This window comes from Priestia abyssalis (assembly GCF_002019595.1).
Classification (GTDB): Bacteria; Bacillota; Bacilli; order Bacillales; family Bacillaceae_H; genus Bacillus_BA; species Bacillus_BA abyssalis.
The window spans coordinates 3039366-3062525 of sequence record NZ_KV917369.1 but is presented as its reverse complement, the minus strand read 5'-3'; the positions used below and the strand labels follow the sequence as shown (position 1 = coordinate 3062525).

General features: G+C 41.5%; 26 protein-coding genes. 23 read left to right on the top strand and 3 right to left on the bottom strand.

Annotated elements, in window-relative coordinates; all coding sequences use genetic code 11:
- Positions 1-32: 32 nt before the first annotated feature.
- The gene (locus BK575_RS28655) at positions 33-200 is read right to left on the bottom strand and encodes a hypothetical protein (RefSeq protein ID WP_169907448.1); all 168 of its coding nucleotides are present in this window, start codon (positions 198-200) and stop codon (positions 33-35) included.
- Positions 201-435: 235 nt separating this feature from the next.
- Between BK575_RS28655 and BK575_RS14695 the strand changes: the two genes are divergently transcribed.
- From BK575_RS14695 to BK575_RS14615, 15 genes are all read left to right on the top strand, one after another.
- Entirely contained in the window at positions 436-684 is a 249-nt protein-coding gene (locus BK575_RS14695) for a YueH family protein (protein WP_078411047.1), read from the top strand.
- Between the two features lie 61 nt (positions 685-745).
- Positions 746-1384, top strand: coding sequence for a hypothetical protein (locus tag BK575_RS14690; protein ID WP_078411046.1), 639 nt, complete (start codon positions 746-748; stop codon positions 1382-1384).
- Positions 1381-1980, top strand: a complete 600-nt coding sequence (locus BK575_RS14685; RefSeq protein ID WP_169907820.1) for a TlpA family protein disulfide reductase — start codon at positions 1381-1383, stop codon at positions 1978-1980. Before BK575_RS14690 ends, BK575_RS14685 begins: the two co-directional genes overlap by 4 nt.
- A gap of 226 nt (positions 1981-2206) precedes the next feature.
- On the top strand, positions 2207-3709 hold the full coding sequence (locus tag BK575_RS14680) for a malate:quinone oxidoreductase (protein WP_078414798.1): 1503 nt from the start codon (positions 2207-2209) through the stop codon (positions 3707-3709).
- Between the two features lie 267 nt (positions 3710-3976).
- Positions 3977-4168, top strand: coding sequence for a hypothetical protein (locus BK575_RS14675; protein WP_139368045.1), 192 nt, complete (start codon positions 3977-3979; stop codon positions 4166-4168).
- Positions 4169-4303: 135 nt separating this feature from the next.
- Positions 4304-5146 carry a hypothetical protein gene (locus BK575_RS14670; protein ID WP_139368044.1) on the top strand — a complete coding sequence of 281 codons (843 nt, stop codon included), beginning with the start codon at positions 4304-4306 and terminating at the stop codon, positions 5144-5146.
- A gap of 503 nt (positions 5147-5649) precedes the next feature.
- Positions 5650-5967 carry a rhodanese-like domain-containing protein gene (locus BK575_RS14660; protein WP_078411041.1) on the top strand — a complete coding sequence of 106 codons (318 nt, stop codon included), beginning with the start codon at positions 5650-5652 and terminating at the stop codon, positions 5965-5967.
- 134 nt (positions 5968-6101) lie between these two features.
- The gene (locus tag BK575_RS14655; RefSeq protein WP_078411040.1) at positions 6102-6458 is read left to right on the top strand and encodes a rhodanese-like domain-containing protein; all 357 of its coding nucleotides are present in this window, start codon (positions 6102-6104) and stop codon (positions 6456-6458) included.
- Between the two features lie 67 nt (positions 6459-6525).
- On the top strand, positions 6526-6786 hold the full coding sequence (locus BK575_RS14650; RefSeq protein ID WP_078411039.1) for a metal-sensitive transcriptional regulator: 261 nt from the start codon (positions 6526-6528) through the stop codon (positions 6784-6786).
- Between the two features lie 168 nt (positions 6787-6954).
- Entirely contained in the window at positions 6955-7440 is a 486-nt protein-coding gene (gene tnpA, locus BK575_RS14645) for an IS200/IS605 family transposase (protein ID WP_078409725.1), read from the top strand.
- Between the two features lie 308 nt (positions 7441-7748).
- Complete coding sequence (locus tag BK575_RS14635; protein WP_078411037.1) at positions 7749-7976, top strand: hypothetical protein; 228 nt, start codon at positions 7749-7751, stop codon at positions 7974-7976.
- 7 nt (positions 7977-7983) lie between these two features.
- A complete protein-coding gene (locus BK575_RS14630; RefSeq protein ID WP_139368043.1) occupies positions 7984-9117 on the top strand; it encodes a GerAB/ArcD/ProY family transporter in 1134 nt (377 codons plus the stop codon).
- Positions 9104-10708, top strand: a complete 1605-nt coding sequence (locus BK575_RS14625) for a spore germination protein (RefSeq protein ID WP_078411035.1) — start codon at positions 9104-9106, stop codon at positions 10706-10708. The genes BK575_RS14630 and BK575_RS14625 overlap by 14 nt, the downstream gene beginning before the upstream one ends.
- Positions 10695-11915: a Ger(x)C family spore germination protein gene (locus tag BK575_RS14620; protein ID WP_169907818.1), complete on the top strand. Its 1221-nt coding sequence runs from the start codon at positions 10695-10697 to the stop codon at positions 11913-11915. Before BK575_RS14625 ends, BK575_RS14620 begins: the two co-directional genes overlap by 14 nt.
- Before the next feature lie 97 nt (positions 11916-12012).
- Entirely contained in the window at positions 12013-12189 is a 177-nt protein-coding gene (locus BK575_RS14615; protein ID WP_028397773.1) for a hypothetical protein, read from the top strand.
- Between the two features lie 208 nt (positions 12190-12397).
- Here the strand turns inward: BK575_RS14615 and BK575_RS14610 are convergent, their stop codons facing one another.
- Positions 12398-13177, bottom strand: a complete 780-nt coding sequence (locus BK575_RS14610) for an undecaprenyl-diphosphate phosphatase (protein ID WP_078411033.1) — start codon at positions 13175-13177, stop codon at positions 12398-12400.
- A 238-nt stretch (positions 13178-13415) separates the two neighbouring features.
- Here BK575_RS14610 and cls point away from each other — a divergent pair, with 238 nt between their 5' ends.
- The 5 genes from cls to BK575_RS14585 all read left to right on the top strand — a co-directional run bounded on the left by cls (position 13416) and on the right by BK575_RS14585 (position 19356).
- The gene (gene cls, locus BK575_RS14605; RefSeq protein ID WP_139368042.1) at positions 13416-14873 is read left to right on the top strand and encodes a cardiolipin synthase; all 1458 of its coding nucleotides are present in this window, start codon (positions 13416-13418) and stop codon (positions 14871-14873) included.
- A 280-nt stretch (positions 14874-15153) separates the two neighbouring features.
- Complete coding sequence (locus BK575_RS14600; protein ID WP_078411032.1) at positions 15154-16740, top strand: spore germination protein; 1587 nt, start codon at positions 15154-15156, stop codon at positions 16738-16740.
- Positions 16741-16788: 48 nt separating this feature from the next.
- Positions 16789-17991: a Ger(x)C family spore germination protein gene (locus BK575_RS14595; protein ID WP_078411031.1), complete on the top strand. Its 1203-nt coding sequence runs from the start codon at positions 16789-16791 to the stop codon at positions 17989-17991.
- Positions 17988-18209 (top strand): hypothetical protein, encoded by a 222-nt coding sequence (locus BK575_RS14590; RefSeq protein WP_078411030.1) that lies wholly within the window; start codon positions 17988-17990, stop codon positions 18207-18209. The genes BK575_RS14595 and BK575_RS14590 overlap by 4 nt, the downstream gene beginning before the upstream one ends.
- 55 nt (positions 18210-18264) lie before the next feature.
- Positions 18265-19356, top strand: a complete 1092-nt coding sequence (locus BK575_RS14585) for a GerAB/ArcD/ProY family transporter (RefSeq protein ID WP_078411029.1) — start codon at positions 18265-18267, stop codon at positions 19354-19356.
- A 119-nt stretch (positions 19357-19475) separates the two neighbouring features.
- On the opposite strand, the gene BK575_RS14580 is transcribed toward BK575_RS14585, so the two are convergent.
- On the bottom strand, positions 19476-20870 hold the full coding sequence (locus tag BK575_RS14580) for an amino acid permease (protein WP_078411028.1): 1395 nt from the start codon (positions 20868-20870) through the stop codon (positions 19476-19478).
- A gap of 316 nt (positions 20871-21186) precedes the next feature.
- Between BK575_RS14580 and BK575_RS14575 the strand changes: the two genes are divergently transcribed.
- The 3 genes from BK575_RS14575 to BK575_RS14565 all read left to right on the top strand — a co-directional run bounded on the left by BK575_RS14575 (position 21187) and on the right by BK575_RS14565 (position 23148).
- Positions 21187-22029: an SPFH domain-containing protein gene (locus tag BK575_RS14575; protein WP_078411027.1), complete on the top strand. Its 843-nt coding sequence runs from the start codon at positions 21187-21189 to the stop codon at positions 22027-22029.
- Between the two features lie 2 nt (positions 22030-22031).
- Positions 22032-22196 (top strand): type II toxin-antitoxin system antitoxin, encoded by a 165-nt coding sequence (locus tag BK575_RS14570; RefSeq protein WP_078411026.1) that lies wholly within the window; start codon positions 22032-22034, stop codon positions 22194-22196.
- A gap of 499 nt (positions 22197-22695) precedes the next feature.
- The gene (locus BK575_RS14565) at positions 22696-23148 is read left to right on the top strand and encodes a hypothetical protein (RefSeq protein ID WP_078411025.1); all 453 of its coding nucleotides are present in this window, start codon (positions 22696-22698) and stop codon (positions 23146-23148) included.
- Positions 23149-23160 lie beyond the last annotated feature (12 nt).

The following is a 23160-nucleotide window of genomic DNA, read 5'->3' as shown; positions in this document are numbered from 1 at the left end:
AAACTTGTTACTCTCCATTTTACACAAAAATGTCACTTTATGAAGTTTTTCTCAAAATTATTCACAGGGACAACGGACAAAAGGAGGTGGGACAAAGCGGCACGCGGCTTTGTCAGTTCAATTTTGACTCCTCTTTGTTTTAGTTCCTCTACAAATTTAATTTTTTTCACTTTATTTTCTTTGTTGGAATTGGTCTCCATAATGGTAAATCCCTCCAAATGAGATATTTTCTTTGACCAATGAGTGAAATTCGAATGCAATACAACACAAAAAATGACTGACTGGTCATTTTCATTCTATTATAAACGTATAGTTAGAAAAATACGAGTCTTTTATGACTTGTGCAGGATAGGAGAAAACATATAGCGATTTTGAATGTTTCACGCTATTATGGTAATCGTAAATCATTGAAGCCGATGAAGGGTGGAACAAATCATGAAAATTAGAAAAGCCAATATACGTCATGAAGAGTTATTGATCGAAAATGTGTATGTATATGAAGATAAAAAGCAGCAGCAAACGCTCATTGCTGTGCCGCAGCTTGAGTGGTCTGTCATGATGAGCTACGAAGAAGACATTCAATCGTTCAAGCAGCGCATCCAGTTCTCGCTTGAACAGAAGGTGTCAGCGGATACTGCTGAAGAACTGACGGAGAAAATCAACTACTGGGTACGTGAGATGTAAGCATGAGGATAGCTTAAAAAGCAATCTTTTTAGGCTATCAGTAGAGTAAAGGGGGGGGCGATTGCAGTTTTTACAATTTGGAAATTTGACGATTCCGCTGCAGTGGGTATTGGCGCTGGCTGCCTTGTTAAGCGGATGGGTCATGATGAAATGGTATGCAAAGCAGCATCACATAAACCCGGAAAGCGTTGAGGTCATCATGAATGCTTTGTTTGTGTGGGGAATCGTCTGGAAACTCAGTGTCATTCTATTTGATTTTCAAACCATAAGAGCACATGTTTTATCTATTGTGTACTTTTCAGGAGGCATAAAGGGTTTTATTCTTGGAGCGCTTGTGAGTATCGGTTATGTCATTCGGGAATCGAACAAGCAACAATTATGGCGTTCATTAAGTGAAGCTCTCATGGTGTTTGGGACAGCAGCCTACGGTCTTTTTTTATTATTAAATGGCTTCGTACGGGGAGAAGGGATTTTGACTCTTATTTCATTTGCGGCTGTGACACTTCTTATACTGGTCTGGCTGTGGGAAGCGAACGGAAAAAGCCGGCTGCCGCAAAAAGCGGGAGCGGCCTTCCTGATTTTCGGGCTGCTGTTTCATTTACCTGGTGAAGCGCCGCTGGCAGATATATGGCTTGCGATCCTCTTTCCGCTGCTTTCAATATTATTTCACAATGTGTCGCTCAAAAAGGAGAAGATATGAAAGAAAAAATCATTTTATGGCTTCTTGTCTTATCGGTTACCCTATTTTTCGTTGATCAATATGGAAATATATCCAAAAGAGAATCATCCATATCGGCAGCACAAGCGGAGACCGGCATTGAACCCGGGCAGAGAGCACCCGATTTTCAGTTGAAAACGAGTGAAGGGGAAGAAGTATCCTTGTCGAGTTTTAAAGGAAAACATGTATTCATTAATTTTTGGGCAAGCTGGTGTCCGCCGTGCCGGGCAGAAATGCCCCACATTCAGAAATTTTATGAAGAGCATAAAGAGGAGGATATCGTCGTACTCTCTGTGAACCTAACCCATGTTGACAAAGATATAGGGACGGTCCGCCGCTTTGTAGAGAACAACGGGCTCACATTTCCTGTTGTGTATGATGAAATGGGAAAAGCAGATGCTATATACAAAGCGGATACGATTCCAACGAGTTATGTCGTCGATAAAGAAGGTGTGATTAGGCACCGCATCGTCGGTCCTATAAGCGAAGAGAGATTAAAGAAGATTTTTTCGGCTTTAAAGGTGAAAAACTTGGGTAGCGGGTATAAGCTGTATTCGTCAGTGTTTGGAGCAAAATAAGAGGGGAAAGGCAGAAGACGAAGGTCTTCTGTCTTCTTTATAAGCTTTAAATAGTTTATAATTATCAGATAATAGTAGAAATTTTAATCTATAACTAATTATAATAGATTATAATAGAGTTATAACTAGACAGAAAAGGTGTGTTCCTAGGTGGGCTTTGTTTTTTTGACATCTAAGCAGGAGCGTCGACACTTTTTTGCAAATATAGGGGATGAGGATGGTAAAAATGAGCAACCAAGAAACTAAAACAGACGTTATCTTAATTGGTGCCGGAGTCATGAGCGCGACTTTGGGATCATTACTGAAAGAGTTAGCACCGGAATGGGAAATCAAAGTGTTTGAGAAACTCGCAAATGCAGGAGAGGAAAGCTCTAACGAATGGAATAATGCAGGAACGGGGCATGCGGCACTGTGCGAGCTTAACTACACAAGTGAAAAATCGGACGGATCGATAGATATTGGCAAAGCGATAAAAATTAATGAACAGTTTCAGCTTTCAAGACAGTTTTGGTCTTATCTTGTTAACAGCAATCTGATTCGTAATCCGCAGGACTTTATCATGCCAATACCTCATATGAGTTTAGTACAAGGGGAAGAAAATGTAACGTTTTTGAAAAAGCGTTTTGAAGCGCTGTCAAACAATCCTCTGTTTCAAGGCATGGAATTTTCTGATGATCCTGAAAAACTGAAGGAATGGATTCCGCTTATCATGGAAGGCCGTACATCGAATGAACCGATGGCGGCAACCAAAATCGACTCTGGGACGGATGTCAACTTTGGCGCTTTAACACGCATGTTGTTTGACCACTTAAAGAGTAAAAACGTGGAAATCAGCTACAAACATAGTGTCAAGGATATTAAACGTACGAGCGACGGCTTATGGGAAGTGAAAGTGCATGATATCGATAGCGGTAAAACCGAATACCATACGGCAAAATTCGTCTTTATCGGCTGTGGAGGCGGAAGTCTGCCTTTGCTGCAAAAAACAGGTATTCCTGAGTCAAAACATATCGGAGGATTCCCGGTAAGCGGACTATTTATGGTCTGCAACAATCCGGAAGTGGTAGAGAAGCATCATGCAAAAGTATACGGTAAAGCTAAAGTTGGTGCTCCTCCCATGTCTGTTCCGCATCTTGATACACGATATATCGATAACCAAAAGTCGTTACTGTTTGGACCGTTTGCCGGCTTCTCGCCAAAGTTCTTAAAAACGGGTTCAAATTTGGATTTGATTGGTTCCGTCAAACCGAATAATGTCTTCACGATGTTGGCCGCAGGCGTAAAAGAGATGGCATTGACAAAATACTTGATTCAGCAAGTGATGTTATCGAATGAACAGCGCATGGAAGAATTACGCGAGTTTATTCCGAACGCCAAAAGCGAGGATTGGAGCATAGTGATAGCGGGCCAACGTGTGCAAGTGATCAAAGATACGGAAGCCGGCGGTAAAGGAACGCTTCAATTTGGTACAGAAGTGGTGAGTGCCGCTGATGGCTCGATCGCTGCATTGCTCGGCGCTTCTCCGGGTGCTTCTACTGCCGTTCACGTTATGCTTGAAGTATTAGAGAAATGCTTCCCGCAACAGATGAAAGAGTGGGAACCGAAAATAAAAGAAATGATTCCTTCTTATGGCGTGTCACTAGTGGAAAACCCAGAGCTTTTTCAAGAAATTCATACTTCAACAGCGGAGACGCTCGGTCTAAGCCAAAAAGAAGCGGTTTGTAGTTAATGCGGTGCCTGTCACCACTCGAAGTGTATGTCGAATGAACCGCCTCAAAATCTGATAGATTATAAGAAAGAGAAACCCGTTCCATTTAAGGAGCGGGTTTCTTTTTCTTATAATTTGGATGGACGTTGAAGAACAATAAGCTTCAATCGTCTTCTACATGAGGTCCTCCAACTGAGGAATACACCTTGAGGAAAAGTATATTTAAATGGAAATGATTGGAAGGAACATCCAGAGTCAGCTAAAGAAATGTTTGATGTGTTTCCCATCATGCAGCAACTACACGAAATGCTGCGATACTTAAAGGAAGCACTTAGCCTAGAAGAAGCCAAGCCGATCTACAAGGATTTACAGAAGGCTGCAGAAGAAAAGGCACATCTAACAAATCTAAATCCAAAGGAGATCTTACAGCTTAATGTGCCAGGCCATAGAGCTATGATTAATGAGTTACATCGTTTATGAGTTTTGACAGCGGCGTGAATTTAGCGAATGTTTCTTTCGTACTCGCCATTTTAATTCGTTTTAAAATTATAGTTATTGCATACATAGGGCATATTTTTATAAGAAAGATACTTGAAATCAAACAAAGGGGAAAAAATGGTGATTAAGAAGAAAGATCACAACAACAAATTTTATTATATAGGACTAATTATTGTTCATACCCTTCTTTTGTTTTATGTTTTTTATAAAAAGAAAAACAGAAAAACGGTTTTCCTCACATTTTTATCTATTGTTGGATTAGCTTTTCATTTGGAATATCCACTGTATATATTGAAAGCTTATAAATATAAAACGAATATTTTAAAAAACAAAGAACAAAATAACTCATTTGGGTCTGTTTTGTCTCAAGCATTATTTGTTCCCTCAGCTGCAATATTTATTTCAACTTTTAAGTTTGGATGGAAAATAAAGTTATTATTTACTATGTATTTTACATTAATTGAAAGTTGTTTTTTAAAATTAAAAATTTATAAAAACAATTGGTGGCGTACAGCTTATACTTCAATTCTAATATTTACCTATTTTTTTATAAGTGATGCTTGGTATAAGGGGATTATGAATGGGAACAAAGTTATTTTAAAAATGACTTTCCATAATGCGTTTCACGTAATTTACATGAATTTGTTATTTTTACTTTCTGTGTTAAAAAGGTTCAGGTATCAACCTATATTGTTTACGACACAACCATGGTATTATCACTACGCTTTTGTAAAACTCTACCTTGTTGTCGAAACTGTCTTCACAACTTATTTATTGGAGCAAAAGAAAAAATGGTTAGGAATTCTCCCTATATTAATAACTGTAATAAGCGATTCTTTTCTTAAAAAAATAAATTTCTTAAAAGTAAGAGGAAGCTATTGGATATATCTTTTTCCTGTAAGAATTCTCCCTCATTTATTGGCATTCCCACTTCAAAGGTGGATAAAGAAGTACGAGTAGTTAATCATTTGCAAATTGCAGAAATGGTGTTCCTATTCAACTATCGAACACTGTAGTTCACTAACAGCCAGGATTTTAATCTTTTTCATTTCTATTATGATAGGTGTTTCTCATTTTTTCTTTTCTCTGGCCTGCCACGTGGATAAGTATTCATTTATGTTTGCCAATATGGATATCTTATTGTGGAAACCAAATGGAGGAATGGGCATGGGATACTTTGTTGCAGTAGAACCAGATGTAAATATATATGTAGAAGATATTAATCCAAGGAGGAGCAAGACCATCGTGTTTATACACGGTTGGCCGTTAAGCCATAAACAGAAGGAAAAGAATAGTGTAGCGAAAATACGGTTTTTCTCCTTCTTAATTATAAATTCGCTGAGGTTGAATAGTAGTTCTATTGATCCAAAAGGAGGGGAAACCGAATAGTTGAAGAGCTTGACGAACATCTTTTTTTATTTTATTATACCTATACAGGTATAAGTAATTAAATAGAGGTGAGCATGATGTTTGGCTGGTTAAAAAAGTTTCGTACACCGTCCATTTCGACACATACATTGAAAAACGAGTATTTAAAGCAGAAGAAAGATAAATACTTTTTGGATGTTCGGACACCGAGCGAATTCAAGATGCGCTCGATTCCCGGGTTTGTTAACATCCCGTTGAACCAGCTTCCCGCTAAGTTGGACAAGATACCGAAAAATAGAGAAATCGTGGTCATTTGCCAAAGCGGAATGAGAAGCTCCCGCGCCTGCAGTTTATTAAAGAAAAGCGGCTATCAAGTCACGAATGTATCAGGCGGCATGGGCGCTTACAGATAAAAGCGGTTTATTTCTCATTCATGCAGAATAAAAGAGAACAAAAATTTTGATTTTTAAATACCCAAGTTGGTATAATGAGACATAATACACCCTATCTTTCCAGGATAGGGTCTTGTTGATGGGGGAAACGAAACATGAGTATGGTAATAGCTGTCGTATTGTTAGCAATGTTGCCGCTTTTATATAGACGGTATGTTCCGGTAAGAGGAACAAAGCGAATTTCCGAATTTCATGAAGGCTGTGAAGCTGTTTTGGTTGATGTGCGTGATTTTCATGAGGCGAAGCATTTGCCGATGGATTCAGCTATTCACATTCCGCTTCCATACTTGGCCAGGCAGCATAATGACATTCCGAAAAAAGAAGTCGTGGTGGTCGTATCCGATCGCACTTTGCGAAATTTAAGCATTCGGCAGTTAAGAAAGCATGGTTATGATGTGAAGGGGTATTGGTGTGCGCATGATCAGAACCGATATATGAAAGCATCGATTTAAAGTTTTAACGAATGGGGGAACTGCCCAGTTAAAGTGGAATCAAATAATATAGAAAGGATGAACAGAGATGAACTATACGGACCAAACGAAAAACCGTTTAAAGCGTGTTGAAGGCCAGGTACGGGGAGTTCTGCGTATGATGGAAGAAGACAAAAACTGTAAAGATGTCGTCACTCAGCTTTCAGCGATAAGAAGTGCGGTGGATCGTACCATCGCTCAAATCGTGGCGCTGAATTTGGAGCAATGTTTGATTGAAAAACAAGAAGCCGGAGAAGATACATCCAAAGTTGTAGAAGAAGCAATTCAATTATTAGTGAAAAGCCGTTAAAAGCTCTTTTCGCCAAAGGCGAAAGGGGCTTTTTTGTTATCGAAAAGAAAACCCTAGGCTAGGCCTAGGGTTCTAAAAAGCTTACAGCATGGTATTAAAAAAACTCCCCTGTGGTGCTAAAATATTTTTGGTTCGCCAACCAAAATATCAGCATACGGAGGAGTTTTTATGTCTAAAAAAGACACTAATAGTTTAGCACATACAACTTGGAATTGTAAGTATCATATCGTATTTGCACCGAAGTATAGAAGACAAGTGATTTATGGGAAAATTAAAAAAGACATTGGAGAAATACTACGTACCTTGTGCGAAAGAAAAGGTGTGGAGATTATCGAAGCAACAGCGTGTAAAGACCACGTACATATGTTGGTAAGTATTCCGCCTAAGATCAGTGTCTCTTCATTTGTAGGATATTTAAAAGGAAAAAGCAGTTTAATGATCTTTGATCGTCACGCAAATTTAAAATATAGATACGGAAACCGAAAATTTTGGTGTACAGGATATTATGTGGATACCGTTGGGAGAAATAAGAAGGTGATAGAAGAATATATACGCAATCAAATACAAGATGATATAGTCGCAGAACAATTAAGTATGATGGAATACATCGATCCATTTACAGGTGAAGAGGTAAAGAAAAAGAAACGAAAGTAAGGAGGAGGCCTTTGAGGTCTGGCCAGTAGAAGTAGTACAACTGGCGAACCATTCAGTAGCCCTTTAGGGTTTGGTCAGTAACAAAGGCTTCCAGCCGTAGAGCAAACCACCCGTTATCACGGGTGGTTTTGACTTGTTTGCCGCCGGAAGCCGCTGTCCATATTGATTCCACTGGATTCTCATTGGGTCCTTTCATGAGGATGATCCAAAAGGGTTGGTTTTCGTTCTTTTGGATCATCCTCTCGAATAAAGCATTGCCAATTTAGGAAAAAATAAGAAGGAAACCTTTTGAATGAGGTGTAGTGAAAATGATTTTGTTACTTTCTGCATTGCTCGGTAGTTGTTTGCTCGTTGTCGTAGTCGGCATCGATATGCTTTTGTATAAAGAAAGTGCACTTTCTGTTTTGTACCGTATTTTCATACAGAGTAACAGCACCGGTAAGGCCTTTATATACGGATTTTTATTTATTACTTTTTCCATTACCGTCATTCTTGATATTTACAGGTATAGGAAAATGAAAGAAAACAAAACGTGAAAGGGCGGTGAAGCTGGAGAAAATGAAGGCCAGTCAATCGGAATACATTTCGTATACGCAATTATTCCTTCTTATTTTTTTCTTTGAAATCGGTTCGGCTGTTGTAGTTGGCGTAGGGAATGAAGCGAAGCAAGATGCATGGATTGCGGTATTTTTGGCTTCTCTCATTGGAGTGGCTCTTATGTTTGTTTACGTTAAAATACTGGCTTTGTCGTCGCAAAGCTGTCTGTACAGCGGACTTAGCTCTTTGTTGGGCTCCAAAATAAGCAAATGCATTACGTTTCTGTATGTCGTGTATTTCATTTATATTGCAGCGCGGGTACTTAGGGATTTTATTGAACTTGTCAATACCGCCATTTACCCTCAAACGTCGGGTGAAATCATCGGCATTCTTTTTATTCTTACGGTCATGTACTACTTGTATCACGGATTGGAAGTGTCCGCGCGGTCTCTCATTGTATTTATGCCATATATTGTTACTTTTTTATTCTTGATTGTGTTGTTCCTTTGGATGAATGGAAGTATCGACATCAATAAAATTCGTCCAATCTTGGCAGACGGCTCACAACCCATTGTAACTGCCATTTATCCTGAATTGATGACATTTCCGTTTGGCGAAACGGTCGCATTTCTCTGTCTGTCCACATATGTGCAGCAAAAGGAACAGCTTTTTAAAATATGTGCTGCATCTATTATCGTGTCGGGAATGGTTTTGTCGTTTTTCACCATTATCAAATTGGCTGTTTTAGGTGTTGATCGTTCATCGATAGCATCGTTTCCTTTATTGTCGGCTGTCCGCAGTATTTCGATTGCCAACTTTCTGGAACGGTTGGATGCACTTGTCGTCTTCGTTATACTGGTTGGCATCTTTATTAAGGTACTGATATTTGCACTTGCCGCCTTAAAAGGAATGGAAGTCATTTCTTCTATCCCGTACCGCTTTTTTATCCTTCCATTCGGAGGAATCCTTTCTGTTTTAATAATCATCATTGCTGACAACTATGCTGAACATATACAAGAAGGACTGCAGTTTGTTCCGTATTATATTCATCTGCCGCTTCAATACGGAATTCCCATTTTCTTATGGATTGGTTTATGGGCGAAGCAAAAGCTAGGAGGGAAGCGCAGTGAAGCTGGATGAATGGATACGTAAGAAAAAACAAAAGAAACAGACAAAGTTTTCATATTCTGAAGAGTCACTTCCAGACGAAATAAAGGAAAGTTCTGTTTCTGTGGATTTGAATGAAACCGAGAAGCAGCTAAAGAGTGTATTTGGCGGAACCGTAGATTTTTCGATTAATCGAGTTAGTATTGAAAGAATGTCCGGTTTGTTATGCTATCTCGATTCGATGACCAATTCGACATTAATCTCGGCCAGTATTCTCGAACCGATCACTGTCCATAATCACTCAGCCAATTACATATTAGAGGAGCAAGGTGTCACTCGTTTCATGGATGCCATCTTTACAGGGATGACGAAGGAAATTGTCACGGAACAGTCAAAAGCGATTAAACTATTGCTGAAGGGCTACTGTTTATTATATTTAGAAGAGCGTGTAGAAGCCATTGCCTTAAAAATCCAAAATATTCAATACCGTTCCATCTCAGAGCCGACTTCTCAAACGACGATACGCGGTCCAAAAGATGCTTTTACGGAATCGGCACAAACAAACATCAGTCTTATTCGCAGAAGGATTAAAAATTCGGCCTTACGATTCGAAGGATTCGAAATTGGAGCAGATGCTCCTACAGGAGTCTATATTGGCTACCTGAATAATATCGCGAACGACGGTATCATTCAGGAACTGCGCCATCGCATTCAGGAAGCGAACATGAACAATGTTCCATTGTCGGGGGTGTTGGAGGAATACATCACTGATCAAACGATAACTCCTTTTCCGCTCATTTATCATACCGAAAGGCCGGATACCATCGCAGCAGGCATTATGGAAGGGAAAATTGCTGTAATTGTGGAAGAGGCCCCTTTTGTGCTATTGGTCCCGGTTGTATTCAGCGATTTTTTCCGTGTTTCGGAAGATTATATCCAACCGTTTATGATGGTTTCATTCATTCGGGTCATTCGTTATGTATCGTTCATGATCTCCCTTATTTTGCCGTCCATTTATGTCGGAGTCATCACTTATCATCAGGAATTAATCCCGACCCCGCTGCTCATTAGCATTATCGCGCAGCGGGAGGGGGTGCCTTTTCCCACTATTGTGGAAGCCTTCATCATGGAAATCACATTTGAGATTTTGCGGGAGGCCGGCGTTCGAATGCCGCGGGCCATTGGTATGACCGTTTCCATTGTGGGAGGTCTCGTCATCGGGCAGGCAGCGGTAGAGGCGGGGCTTATTTCGAATATCATGGTCATTGTCGTCTCGTTAACGGCCATTGCCGGCTTTGTCAGTCCGGTTTACTCGTTTTCAATGGCGGCACGGCTGCTGCGCTTCGCTTTCATGATTATAGCGGCTTCCACAGGCTTGTACGGTACGATGCTCGGGTTAATGATCATGGTTTGCCATTTAAACAGCCTCCGCTCTTTTGGGGTCAACTATATGACAGACATTACTAATTTTCGTTTAAGCGCTCAAAAGGATACGATATTGCGTCTTCCGGCCTGGTTAATGAGAACACGTCCGAGTTTCTTACAATCAAAGCAGCCGGTGAAACAGCCGCATGCACGACGGCCGGCTCCGCCGCAAAAGGGGGATACTAGTGGGAATTCTTAAGAAAAGCTTGCTCACAGCCTGTATGGCAAGTCTGCTCTGTTTAAGCGGATGCTCGGATATGGTTGAGATAAACGAAGTTTCTGTGGTAGCCGGTATGGCACTTGATAAGGGAGAGGATGCGAAGTATAAAATTTCGTTGGAATTTTTAAATGCGGTAGAAATAGGGCCAAAACCAACCGGCGTTTCGTCTCCTTCTGTTGTCTACAGCATGGAAGGGGAGGAGATTTCCGAGCTCGTCAAAAGATTTAATACATTTTTTACAAGGAAACTTATTCTCTCTCACATGCAGGTCATCGTCATTTCTGAAGAGCTGGCCGAAGAGGGAGTGGAAGAAATTCTTGATTTTCTAGTGCGTGAGCGTGAAATTCGCGACGATTTTAATATTGTCATAGCAAGAGAGAGTGACGCGAAAGAAATTCTGTCTGTTAACTATGCTCTTCAAAAAAGTTCCAGTTTAAAACTCAATACCCAGCTGAACACTCTTCAAAGAGAGTATGGGGGTGACCCGAGCGTTCGACTTCAAGATTTCAGTGAAGCGGTAAGGTCGAATGGGAAAGAAGCCATTGTAGAGACAGTTGAAATCAAAGGGGACCCTGAAAAAGGGAAAGACGTGACCAATATGCAGTTATTGATACCAGATACGATGGTAATTGTTACGGGAGCGGGTATTTTCAGAGGGGGAAAGTTGGTCGGACACTTCTCGATTCAAGATGTACGAAACTACTCTGTCATCATGAATCGTATTCAGGGGACGAATTACTCGATCCCTTGCTCAGAAACCGGTGTTTTAGGAATCCGAGTGACACAAGCGGAAACAGATGTTAAAATCACGTATCCTGAAGACCGACCTGTCATTGCAGTGGAAACGGGATTTGAAGCTTTTTTGAATTCATCCACCTGTGATGATGATTTGAGTAAAATTTCCACTTACGAGAACTTTGAGAAGAAAATCAATGAACATATTGAAAAAGAAATGTTCCAAACGATTCAAAAAGCACAAGAGCAGGAATCTGACGTCTTCGGGTTTGGGGAGAAGATGTTTATTCAGCAGCATCAACAGTATAAAAAGATTGAAGATGAGTGGTCAGAGCAATTTGCAAAAGCGGATATTAAAATCAAAGTAAAAACGCAATTAAGAAGGGCGGGATTGGAAAAGAAAACATATAAACATTCATATAAAGAAAAAGAAGCTAACTTAGAGGAATAAGGTAAAAGCTGAATTAGAACAGCAAGGAAGGGAAGACTAACGGCAGTATTCATTCATTGAATACAATAGGGCTGATTACGATGAGGAGGGAACAACCTTGAACAATATTCGCGAAGGGTTAATTCCAACCGTTTTAGGAACAGCGGTCACCGCTGCAGGTTATGCGCTGACACAAAATCGTCGTATAGATCCGATGATTTCCAATACCATTTTCGGTTTCGGCTTGGCACATGTCGTGTTAGGTGCGATTGATCTCGTGGAACATCGTCGTTAGCAAAGAAAAGCGGGCACAAAGGAGTGTCCGCTTTTTTAGAAAAGTGGAGAAAGCCCGTTTAAACCGACAGGATGTTAGAGCTTCTGAGAAGGAGTCGCTTTTTGACTCTGCAGGAAGAAGTGAAACAGCCGTACGGTTTGGCTTTCGCAACTAGACAATTGACATTTTATACGAACAAACCATAAATGCTTAAAATTAACAGGGGTCCCTAAAATACTCCTGTATACTGACCTGCAAGCACGAGCAGCCCGAGTGCCCATACGTAGACAGCGAATACTTTCAATGACCGTTTCTTCAAAAAATCAATCATCCATTTCACGGCAATATAACCGAAAATGGCGGAAGAAAGGGTCCCGATGAATAAGGAAACGAGCGAAATTTGCTCGGTTTGTCCACCGAATAAGTCCCCTAGCTGCAGAACGACCGCCCCGAAAATGGCAGGAGTGGAAAGCAAAAAGGAAAAATACGCGGCTGTCCCCCTGTCCAGCTTTCTCATCAATGCCGCTGCAATCGTCAGTCCGGAACGGGAAATGGCCGGGAAAATAGCCGCTGCCTGAAATGTTCCGATGACGAAGGCATCGGTATAACTGATGTCCTCCATCTTTTTGCGACCATCTCGAATGGAGTCGGAAAACCATAAAAATAAGCCGGTGACAAGAAATTCCCAGCCAATTGTCACCCCTGTTTTGGAGATTTCCTCAAAGTAATCTTTAAAGGCCAGTCCGATGACAACAGCAGGAATGGTTCCGACAATGAGGAGGAAGGTCATTTTTCCAAACGGTTTTTTTAACATATGAAGCAGTTCGTCTTTATAGAAAACGAATACGGCAAGCAATGTTCCGATATGCAGCATCGTGTCCAAAAACAATCCGGCTTCATCCAATCCGAACGTATGCCTTCCTAAATAAAGGTGACCCGTGCTGCTGATGGGAAGAAACTCGGTTAACCCCTGAATGATTCCTAAAACAAAGGCTTCAAACCATGACATGATGAATCCCTCCAACTGAAAAAATCTGCTCTTTTGAACAACCCCTTTATAAAGGATATAGACCACCGGGACATGTCATGCCAGTTTTCTCCTGTATTCGGAGATTCTCCGGGGCGTTTCATTTCTAATCAGAAGGGTATAAACAAATAAAATCAATAAAGTTGTTGTAGTGCGCTTGTCCGAGATACAATGATAATGAAAGGGAAAACATCTCAATAGAGAAATAGAGGATGAATCAATGAAAACAATCGATATTATCGTATATTTACTATCTTTTTTCACGGTGTTGAACATTCTTTTTGCCGTCACTGTCATCTTCCTGGAAAGACGGCATGTTGCCGCCACATGGGCTTGGCTGCTTGTTTTATTTTTCATTCCGATTGCTGGATTTTTTCTTTATATCATTTTTGGACAAAATTTAAGTAAGAGGAAAATTTTTAAGCTGACGGGAAAACGGAAGAAGAAAATGAGCGCGGAGCTGGAAAAGCAAAAAATGCTGCTCGAGCAAAAAGAGATGCGCTACAATGACCCTTCTATGGCAGATTACCAATCGTTGATTTATATGAACGTCTTAACTGCCTACGGGTTGTATACGCAAGATAATGAAGTGGAAATTTTTACGGACGGGCATGCGAAGTTTGATACTCTCTTAAAACAAATCCGTGAGGCAAAAGACCATATTCATCTTGTCTATTTTATCTTTAAAAAGGACAATATCGGCCAGGGCATTCTTCAGGCACTGACGGAAAAAGCAAAAGAAGGCGTTGAAGTAAAAGTATTATACGATGATATGGGATCGTCGACGGTCAGCAAACGTTTTTTTGAGCCGTTAATCGAAGCTGGAGGAGAAGTGGCTGCTTTCTTCCCATCCAAGCTCTTGCCTTTTTTAAATATTCGCGTCAATTATCGAAATCATCGTAAAATTGTGGTCATCGACGGAACAGTCGGCTTTGTCGGCGGCTTTAATATCGGAGATGAATATTTGGGATTGTCAAAGAAGTTCGGTTATTGGCGGGATACACACTTAATGGTGAAAGGAAGCGCCGTCGATGCGCTGCAGGTTCGCTTTTTTCTCGATTGGAACCATGCATCTGATGAAAAATTGGAAATGGATAAACGCTATTTTCCCAAAAAGGTATCTCAGGGACATACAGGTATTCAAATCATTTCCAGCGGTCCTGATTCGGAGTGGCAGCAAATTCGCGACGGCATTTTGCGCATGATTTATGCGGCAAAGGAAAGTATTGATATTCAAACCCCTTACTTTGTGCCGGATGAAAGTGTGATGAATGCGTTGAAAATTGCAGCTATGTCGGGAGTGGATATTCGAATTATGATCCCGAATAAACCTGACCACATGTTTGTCTACTGGGCGACATATGCTCATATAGGAGAACTGCTGGATGTAGGGGTAAAATGCTATATATATGATAATGGTTTTATCCATGCTAAAACGATTGTCGTTGATGGAAAAGTGGCGTCTGTCGGAACAGCCAACTTTGATGTGCGCAGCTTCAAGCTGAATTTTGAAGTGAATGCATTTATTTTCGATACGAGAGTGGCCGGACGCCTGCAGGACATTTTTGAGGACGATATGAAAAAATCAATCGAGATGACAAAAGAAATGTACGACCATCGTACCCGATTAATCAAATTCAAAGAATCGATTTCGCGGCTATTGTCTCCTATTTTATAATATATAAATTTACATAAGGAATCAGGAATCTACTCATGATATATAAGCATAAAGGTCGCTAACAGTATAAAAAGCGGTGATGACCCTAAAAAATGAATATGGGTTCATATAAGATAGAGAAATAAGCGGTTCTTCCATAGGAAGGATTGCTTATTTTTTTATGACCTTATATCCTGCGTAAAAGCCGAACAAGGATATAGGGAAGGGAAATTTTTGATTATTTTTCGTATAAAGCACCTGAAATAGAAAAACATAGAAAAAAGGAAACATTTTCAACAATATGGAGGGGAGCGGCTTGATTCGTAATGTACGTAAATTGTTAAGAGAAACGAAAGAAAAGAAGCCCTCTTCACAAAGTGACCGGCACGATTCCAAGCCGCAGGATTCTCTTCATGACGATTTCAACCAAAATGTCGAAACGCTTCGTTTACTATATGATAACTGTGCAGATGTCATTTTCCGTTCATTTTTAATTTTTAGGAAAACAAGAGCCGTGATTATTTATATTGAGGGCCTTTCCGACGTTCAAGGGATAGATGAATTTGTATTATCTCCACTCATGAAGGAAACGGCAAGCGAACAGCAGCCATTAAATGAATTTCTTGAAAATAAAATGCCCGTTTCCAAAGTGAAAAGGGTGTACACATTAGCGGATTGTGTTGAGTCGATCTCATCTGGAAATCCTATTCTTTTGTATGAAGGGGAGAGCGACGGATTTTCTTTAGGAATGGCCAAATGGGAAAAGCGGGCCCTCGAAGAACCGACAGCAGAGGTAGGAATCAGGGGGCCGCGGGAGGGGTTTAATGAGTCTCTAGAGGTGAGTACGTCTCAATTGCGCCGCATTATTAAAAGCCCTGCTCTTAAAATACAATCAATGAAAATCGGGAGTTATACGAGGACAGCCGTAGCACTTGCTTATATTGAAGGAATTGCCGATAAAACGCTGATTGAAGAGATAACGAATCGGCTGAAGCGAATTGAGATCGATGGAATTTTGGAAAGTGAATATATCGAGGAAATGATTGAGGACAACCCGTATTCACCTTTCCCGCAGATCCTGTCAACAGAACGGCCGGATGTAGCCTGTGCCAACATGCTGGAGGGGCGGGCGGTCATTTTAGTAGAAGGAACTCCATTTAGTTTAATTGCCCCCATCTCCTTCTTTTCGTTGATTCAATCACATGAGGATTATTATCAACGATTTATGGTTAGCACGTTTATCCGTTGGTTACGTTATCTTTTTCTTGGAATCTCTCTCTTGCTTCCTTCTCTTTACGTCGCGATTCTGACGTTCCATCACGAAATGGTGCCATCCGCTTTGCTGTTGAGTATGGCAGCTTCCAGGGAAGCGGTCCCTTTTCCTGCCGTAGTAGAGGCGCTGCTTATGGAAGTTTCGTTTGAAGCATTAAGGGAGGCAGGAGTTCGATTGCCGAAACAAATAGGCGCCGCTGTCAGCATTGTGGGAGCGCTTGTCATTGGTCAAGCCGCAGTCCAAGCGGGATTGGTTTCAGCCCCGATGGTCATTGTCGTAGCCATTACGGGAATTGCTTCTTTCATGATTCCTCGTTACATTGCCGGCATTGCGATTCGGATGCTTCGTTTTCCGATAATGCTGCTTGCTGCTAGTTTAGGACTGCTTGGGATCATGATGGGAATGATCGCTATAGCGATTCACTTATGCAGCTTGCGTTCTTTTGGTATTCCTTATTTAACGCCATTAGCACCGATAAAAGGACGAGAGCTGAAGGATGTGTTGTGGAGGTCTCCTTGGTGGATGATGGATACACGTCCCCGTCTCACAGGAGAGGCGAACTTATTCCGTGAGTCTACAGAACAGGCACCGAATCCACAACGGGGGAGCGAATAATCGGGGAGGGCGAACAAAGATGTTGGAGAAAGGAGGGGGCATCACTTTATGAAAAGCATCCTTCTGTTGCTCTTCTGCTGTGGATCGATCCTTTTCGTAAGCGGCTGCTGGGATCGAGTCGAACTTAATGATTTGGCCATTGTCACAGCAGCGGCTATCGATATAAAGGGCGAAAAGGAAATCGAGCTCTCCCTTCAAATCTTTATCCCTAAAGCATTAAGCAGCGGAGGCGGTCAAGGGGGCGGAGGTGGAGGGGGAGGAAGCGCCGGTGAAGGAGGTATTACATTGGTAGCATCTCAAAAAGGAGCGAATATTGCAGATGCACTCTCAAAGCTTCAAGGTGAAGTCCCTCGCAAAATCTTTTGGGGACAATGCAAAGTGTTTATATTTGGTGAAACACTGGCGAAGAAAGGAATACAAGAGCCAATGGATTTCCTGCTCCGCCATCCGCAGCCAAGGGAAAGAGCCTATATGTATGTCAGCAGGGGAAAAGCAAAGCATGTTCTTGAATTGACTCCAGAGCTGGAACGCTATTCGGGCGAAGTCATTCGGGAGCTATCCGATTTGCATATTGGAATGCAGGTCACGATGCAGGATCTAGATAAAATGCTAATAGGTAAAGCTCAAGCAGCGGCAATTCCATATGTTAAAGTGTTATCAGCGGAGCAAGGTCAAGAAAAGCCATTTCAGTTTCCTAAAATCGACGGAACAGCCGTCTTTAAAAAAGATCGAATGGTTGGAAAGATAAATGAAAAGGAAACAAGAGGGGTGTTATGGTTGAGAAATGAAATGGAAGAATACACAGTTACCGTAAACCCTCAAGATGCAAAAGGAGATGTGTCTTTAAATCCGGTATCAGCTCAAATCAAACTCATTCCGAGAATTCAAGGTGAAAAATGGAAAATGCTCGTGAAAGTGAATACAGAAGGAGCTGTCGTCCAAAACAGAACGAATTTGAACCTCACAAATAATGAAGTAATAAAGAAGGTAGAAAAAGCGTATGGAAAAGATATCCAAAATCGTATCGATCTCGCTATTCAAAAAGCACAGCATGAGCTGAAAGCCGATATTTTGGGTTTCGCTAAAGAATTCCACCGGAAATACCCAAAACAGTGGAAACAAGTCGAAAATCGCTGGGATGAGGTGTTCCCGGAGGTAGAAGTGAAAATCGACGTGGAAGCCCATATTCGCAGACAGGGATATATAAATAAACCGGGAGGATTGCTTGAGGAAGAGGTGAAAGAAAAGTGAGATGGGAGGCTTTCTTTGGCACAACTGTAATCGTCGCTCTCATCATTTTGTATGAATGGCCGAGAATGAAACAACACCCTAAAAAAGACAAAATGGCTTTTTTTATACTGTTCTTCATCGGGTGGGTGCTGTCGATGTTCGATCTCCCGCATATGGGAGGACCTTCTTCATGGGTTGAAACTTTGTTCAGGCCATTTGGGCGGTTCATGGAAAAGTAAATACCCGTGGCAGCAGGCATGACGTTTTTAAAATAGTACGGAAAGGAGAAAGATGATGGAGAAAGGCAAAATTTCATCCCTCCAGATGGCCGTCATGATGTATCCGACGATTGTGGCTACCGCTGTTCTCGGAGTGCCGGGCATTTCAGCCCACTATGCTGGAAATGATTTATGGCTGTCCCCCATTTGGGCGTCCCTCATCGGCTATGTCACGGTATATATAGCGTATCGACTGCATAAACTTTATCCGAACCAAACGGTGATCCAATTCAGTGAACAGATCATTGGCCGGTTCGCAGGAAAAATTCTCGGTTTTTTATATTTGTTTTTTTATATCCCAATCACAGGACAAATCATTAGAACTTACGGAGAATTTATTGTCGACTCTTTTCTGGTTAATACCCCAATCAGCCTTATCATGGCATCGATGGTCTTACTTTGTGCCTTTACCGTACGCGGAGGTTTAGAAGTATTAGGGAGAGTTGCTGAATTGTTTTCACCTCTTTTTCTCCTTCCGCTTCTCATTTTAATTATCTTATTGAGCCCTGATTTTGATGTCAAAAATGTTTTTCCCGTGTTCGAGGGAGGAATGATGCCTTCTTTCAAGGGGGCGATTGTGCCGGGTGGATGGTTCACGGAATTCTTTCTGATCATTTTTCTCCTTCCATTTTTAGCCGATATAAAAAAAGGAATGAAATACGGAATGATCGCGGTGTTTGCCGTGATGATGACGTTAATGTTAGTAAATTTCACCGTACTTTTTACACTCGGGGAAGCGACATCTTCTAAGGTTTATCCCTTGATGAACGCTGCCCGATACATCAGTCTCGCCGACTTCTTCGAACATTTGGAGTCCATCACCATGGCTGTTTGGATATTAGGGGCATTTGTCAAGATTTCTGTGTTTTATTATGCGGCTGCTTTAGGTACCGCCCAATGGCTGAATCTTTCCGACTACCGGCCCGTTGTATGGCCGTTAGGGATTCTTTTGGTAGAATTCAGCTTTTGGTCGTTTCCCAGCGTCATGGAACTCAGTCATTACGATGTCTTTGCCTTCCCCTTTTACGGACTTTTAATGCAAACGATCATTCCTCTCATTTTGTTGGTGATTGCGGTAGTAAGGAAGAGAAATCAAAAGGGAATGTAAGCAAGCTGTCATTTTAATACTTGAGCGGAAAATGAAAAACGCTTCGATTTCATATTGAATGAGATCGAAGTGTTTTTGCTAATGGTTGTTAAGCCTTAGGAAACTTGCTGATTACGAGGTTAATCCTTTTCCTCATTTAATTTACTGTTCTTTCTCGCATAGCCGAAGTACACGAGAACTCCGATGCCAATCCAGATGAAGAATGAAATCCATGTAATGGCCGGCAGGCTGCTCATTAAGTATAGACAGAAGAGAGCGCTGATGGCTGGCAATACCGGAACGAATGGTACTTTAAACGCACGTTCCAAGTTCGGGTGTGTTTTTCTCATGATGATGACAGCGATAGAGATGAGCGTGAAGGCTGCCAATGTTCCCATGTTGACTAAATGTGCCAATGTCGTCAAGTCGACGAACCCCGCGATTCCTGCCCCGATAAAGCCTGTCACCCATGTGTTTTGGAATGGAGTCTGGAACTTTTCGTGAACCTTTGATAATCCTTTAGGCAGCAAGCCGTCACGGCTCATTGCGTATGAAATGCGAACCTGTGCATAAAGCATAACCAATAATACCGTTGTAATTCCCGTAATCGCTCCAACTGAAATGAAGCCTGCTAAACGATCTTGGCCAACGAAAGTAAGAGCGAAAGATACAGGGTCCGCTACGTTTAACTGCGTGTAAGGAACCATCCCTGTCAGAATCAATGAAACGGCGATGTAAAGAATTGTACAAATCGCAAGAGAAGCGACAATTCCAATCGGAACATCACGCTGCGGGCGTTTAACCTCTTCCGCCGCTGTAGCGACAGCATCGAAACCGAGGTAAGCGAAAAAGACTGTTGCCGCTCCCGTTACAATCCCTTCAAAGCCAAACGGCATAAACGGCTGCCAGTTTTCCGGCTTCACATAGCCGATACCCGCTGCGATAAAAGCGATGATAACGGCTAATTTAACCAAAACCATAATGTTATTGACACGGGAGCTTTCGCGAATCCCTTTACTTAATAGAGCGGTAATTAACAGGATAATCAAAACAGCCGGTAAATTAATCAAGCCGCCTTGTCCTGTACCTGGTGCGGATGAAATGACAGCCGGAAGCTCAAAGCCAAATCCTTTTAGCAATGATTGAAAATAAGCGGACCAGCCGGTTGCGACCGCTGATGTCGCAAGCAAATATTCGAGCATTAAATCCCAGCCGATCAAGAAAGCGAAAATTTCGCCAAGCGTTGCGTATGTGTACGTATATACGCTTCCTGAAAGTGGAACGGTTGACGAGAATTCCGCGTAGCAAAAGGCCGCAAATGCACAAGCAAGACCTGACATGATAAAGGAGATGATGAGGGCAGGACCTGCGCTTTCCGCTGCTACAACACCGGTCAGAACGAAAATTCCTGTTCCGATGATGGCTCCTATACCAAGCAAAGTTAAATCAACTGCACTGAGGGAGCGGTTCAGTGACTTTTTCTTACTTTGCTGAATCATATCTGTAATCGATTTTTTTCTCAATAATGAACCCATTATTTGTTTCCTCCTGCAACGCTTTTATCGGAAAAAGTGTTGAAATTAGCTTGTTGCTTTATGTAGTATATTGTCGAATTAATTAGTTGTCAATAATGATTTCGTAATTTTTTAAAAATTTAAAATGGATGGAAAAAATTAATTATAGAAGTATGTGAAGTAGATTTCTTATTTTCTTCACAAAAATATTTATTATACTAATAAAATGTTTCGAGTGTTAAAAAACATAAATGAAAGTGATAGAAAAATGTTTCCATATTTAAACAAAAGTGATATCATTTTAATATAAATACGATATAAAAATGAGGTGAAAGCCATGAAGGAACGAAAAGCAGGGTATGTAAATGGTTTTGTTGGAATTCTTGTTGTGCTGCTGTGTGCAGCCGCAGGAGCATTTTTTTTCGTACAACAGCAATTCATCATCAGTATTCCATGTATTCTTGCGTTCGTCATCCTGGTGAGCGGCATCACAATCGTGCAGCCGAACCAGGCGAAAGCGGTGATCTTTTTTGGCCAGTATTTAGGTACGATTCGTGATAGCGGCATGTTTTTAACGACGCCGTTTACGATTCGCAAAACCGTTTCCTTGCGTGTTCGCAACTTTAACAGCAAAAAGCTGAAAGTGAACGATGTGGAAGGGAATCCGATCGAGATTGCGGCGGTCATTGTGTTTAAAGTGATTGATTCAGCGAAAGCTATTTTTGATGTGGATCATTATGAGGAGTTTGTCGAAATTCAAAGTGAGACGGCCGTTCGCCATGTCGCGACGAAATATCCGTATGATACATTCGAAGATGTGGAGCTGACGTTAAGAGGAAACGCAGATGAAGTGGCGAACGAATTGACACGGGAGCTTCAAGACCGCTTGCAGGTTGCGGGTGTAGAAGTAATAGAAGCGCGTCTGACACACTTGGCCTATTCAACTGAAATCGCGAGCGCCATGCTTCAGCGCCAGCAGGCATCAGCCATCTTGTCTGCCCGCAAGAAAATCGTAGAAGGCGCTGTGACGATGGCGCAGATGGCGGTAGAGCAGCTCGAACAAGACGGGACGCTCGAGCTTGATGACGAGCGCAAAGTGAACATGGTCAATAACATCATGGTGTCCATCATTTCTGACCGCGGCACACAGCCGGTCATTAATACAGGAAGCTTATATTAAAAATGGCAAAGAAAAAAAGTTTTCCTCTGCGCATTGATCCGGAACTTTATAAAGTGATCGAACGTTGGGCACAAGATGAATTTCGAAGCGTCAATGGGCACATCGAGTTTTTATTGAAAGAAGCGGCCAAGCGTGAGGGAAGGGTAGGAAAAAAGAAGGAACAATAGAAAAACAGCAGACAGGTTAGAAGCCTGTCTGCTGTTTTTCTATGTCGTCAAATCAGCTATAATCGAAGAGGGAACGTTGAACATCAGAAGAGCGCGTTTTGAATCATCAATATAGAACCATGACAGTTACATCTAAATAAAAATATAGAGCAAGAGAGGGAGAGCGATATGATTAAGCTTCGATATTTAGAGAGAAGCGACTTTAAGTCCACGCTCTCACGGGAGGCGACCAGAAGAGTTTTTGACGCAATGGAGCGGTAATACATTTACCTATCCTTTGACAATCGAGCAGTTGGAGGCTTACTTGCAAGAGAGAAAATAAGTCGTACGCTCGATGTGCGACTAGACTATTATGGTTAATTGGAACCAACGTTTTGCTAAAGTAACGGATAGAACAGAAGTTACAAAAAAGAATCAACCTATTTTTTACAAAAATATGAAACATTTTTGTATAATGAAGCGTACATATTCAATGAACATATAGAAAAGGGAGAGAGCCATGAAATTTCGATCAGCTGTCTTGGAATATCGTCTGCAAAAAGGGCCGGAAGAATTCGTTCCGATCTATCATTATCCGGACATCGAACTGGAGCAAATTTTGGCGCGGAGGGAATGCGAGTTTTTCGTGAAAGAAGGCGTGACATATAAACAGCTTTCGTCCGCGATCGAGGATGAGTTATTCATCATTTACCTTGAAGTGTACGAAGACGGCTTGGCTGAGCAAGAAGAACGGTCGCAAGGAATCAAGCTTGAAATTCGTGAACTGAACGCACAAAAAGACCATCCGCTCATTACGTCCGAATATGTGACGAACCATCTTGATGTGTTATGCATGATCGGAAGTGTGTACACTTATTATCACGGAAAAGAATGGGAGCGGGATTCGGCGGAAATGGATGAAGACCGTAAAGCGTATGTCCTATATGTAACACCGACCGGCTATACGATTTGAACATAAGGAGAG

What these genes read in the sequence shown, in the direction of transcription:
- BK575_RS14565 (WP_078411025.1), top strand. Translation starts at nt 22,696, where the DNA reads ATGAAATTTCGATCAGCTGTCTTGGAATATCGTCTGCAAAAAGGGCCG.
- BK575_RS14575 (WP_078411027.1), top strand. Translation starts at nt 21,187, where the DNA reads ATGAAGGAACGAAAAGCAGGGTATGTAAATGGTTTTGTTGGAATTCTT.
- BK575_RS14595 (WP_078411031.1), top strand. Translation starts at nt 16,789, where the DNA reads ATGAAAAGCATCCTTCTGTTGCTCTTCTGCTGTGGATCGATCCTTTTC.
- BK575_RS14635 (WP_078411037.1), top strand. Translation starts at nt 7,749, where the DNA reads ATGATTTTGTTACTTTCTGCATTGCTCGGTAGTTGTTTGCTCGTTGTC.
- BK575_RS14655 (WP_078411040.1), top strand. Translation starts at nt 6,102, where the DNA reads ATGAGTATGGTAATAGCTGTCGTATTGTTAGCAATGTTGCCGCTTTTA.
- BK575_RS14675 (WP_139368045.1), top strand. Translation starts at nt 3,977, where the DNA reads ATGCAGCAACTACACGAAATGCTGCGATACTTAAAGGAAGCACTTAGC.
- tnpA (WP_078409725.1), top strand. Translation starts at nt 6,955, where the DNA reads ATGTCTAAAAAAGACACTAATAGTTTAGCACATACAACTTGGAATTGT.
- BK575_RS14570 (WP_078411026.1), top strand. Translation starts at nt 22,032, where the DNA reads ATGGCAAAGAAAAAAAGTTTTCCTCTGCGCATTGATCCGGAACTTTAT.
- BK575_RS14610 (WP_078411033.1), bottom strand. Translation starts at nt 13,177, where the DNA reads ATGTCATGGTTTGAAGCCTTTGTTTTAGGAATCATTCAGGGGTTAACC.
- BK575_RS14680 (WP_078414798.1), top strand. Translation starts at nt 2,207, where the DNA reads ATGAGCAACCAAGAAACTAAAACAGACGTTATCTTAATTGGTGCCGGA.
- BK575_RS28655 (WP_169907448.1), bottom strand. Translation starts at nt 200, where the DNA reads ATGGAGACCAATTCCAACAAAGAAAATAAAGTGAAAAAAATTAAATTT.
- BK575_RS14580 (WP_078411028.1), bottom strand. Translation starts at nt 20,870, where the DNA reads ATGGGTTCATTATTGAGAAAAAAATCGATTACAGATATGATTCAGCAA.
- BK575_RS14600 (WP_078411032.1), top strand. Translation starts at nt 15,154, where the DNA reads ATGGAGGGGAGCGGCTTGATTCGTAATGTACGTAAATTGTTAAGAGAA.
- BK575_RS14650 (WP_078411039.1), top strand. Translation starts at nt 6,526, where the DNA reads ATGAACTATACGGACCAAACGAAAAACCGTTTAAAGCGTGTTGAAGGC.
- cls (WP_139368042.1), top strand. Translation starts at nt 13,416, where the DNA reads ATGAAAACAATCGATATTATCGTATATTTACTATCTTTTTTCACGGTG.
- BK575_RS14660 (WP_078411041.1), top strand. Translation starts at nt 5,650, where the DNA reads ATGATGTTTGGCTGGTTAAAAAAGTTTCGTACACCGTCCATTTCGACA.
- BK575_RS14670 (WP_139368044.1), top strand. Translation starts at nt 4,304, where the DNA reads ATGGTGATTAAGAAGAAAGATCACAACAACAAATTTTATTATATAGGA.
- BK575_RS14685 (WP_169907820.1), top strand. Translation starts at nt 1,381, where the DNA reads ATGAAAGAAAAAATCATTTTATGGCTTCTTGTCTTATCGGTTACCCTA.
- BK575_RS14695 (WP_078411047.1), top strand. Translation starts at nt 436, where the DNA reads ATGAAAATTAGAAAAGCCAATATACGTCATGAAGAGTTATTGATCGAA.
- BK575_RS14585 (WP_078411029.1), top strand. Translation starts at nt 18,265, where the DNA reads ATGGAGAAAGGCAAAATTTCATCCCTCCAGATGGCCGTCATGATGTAT.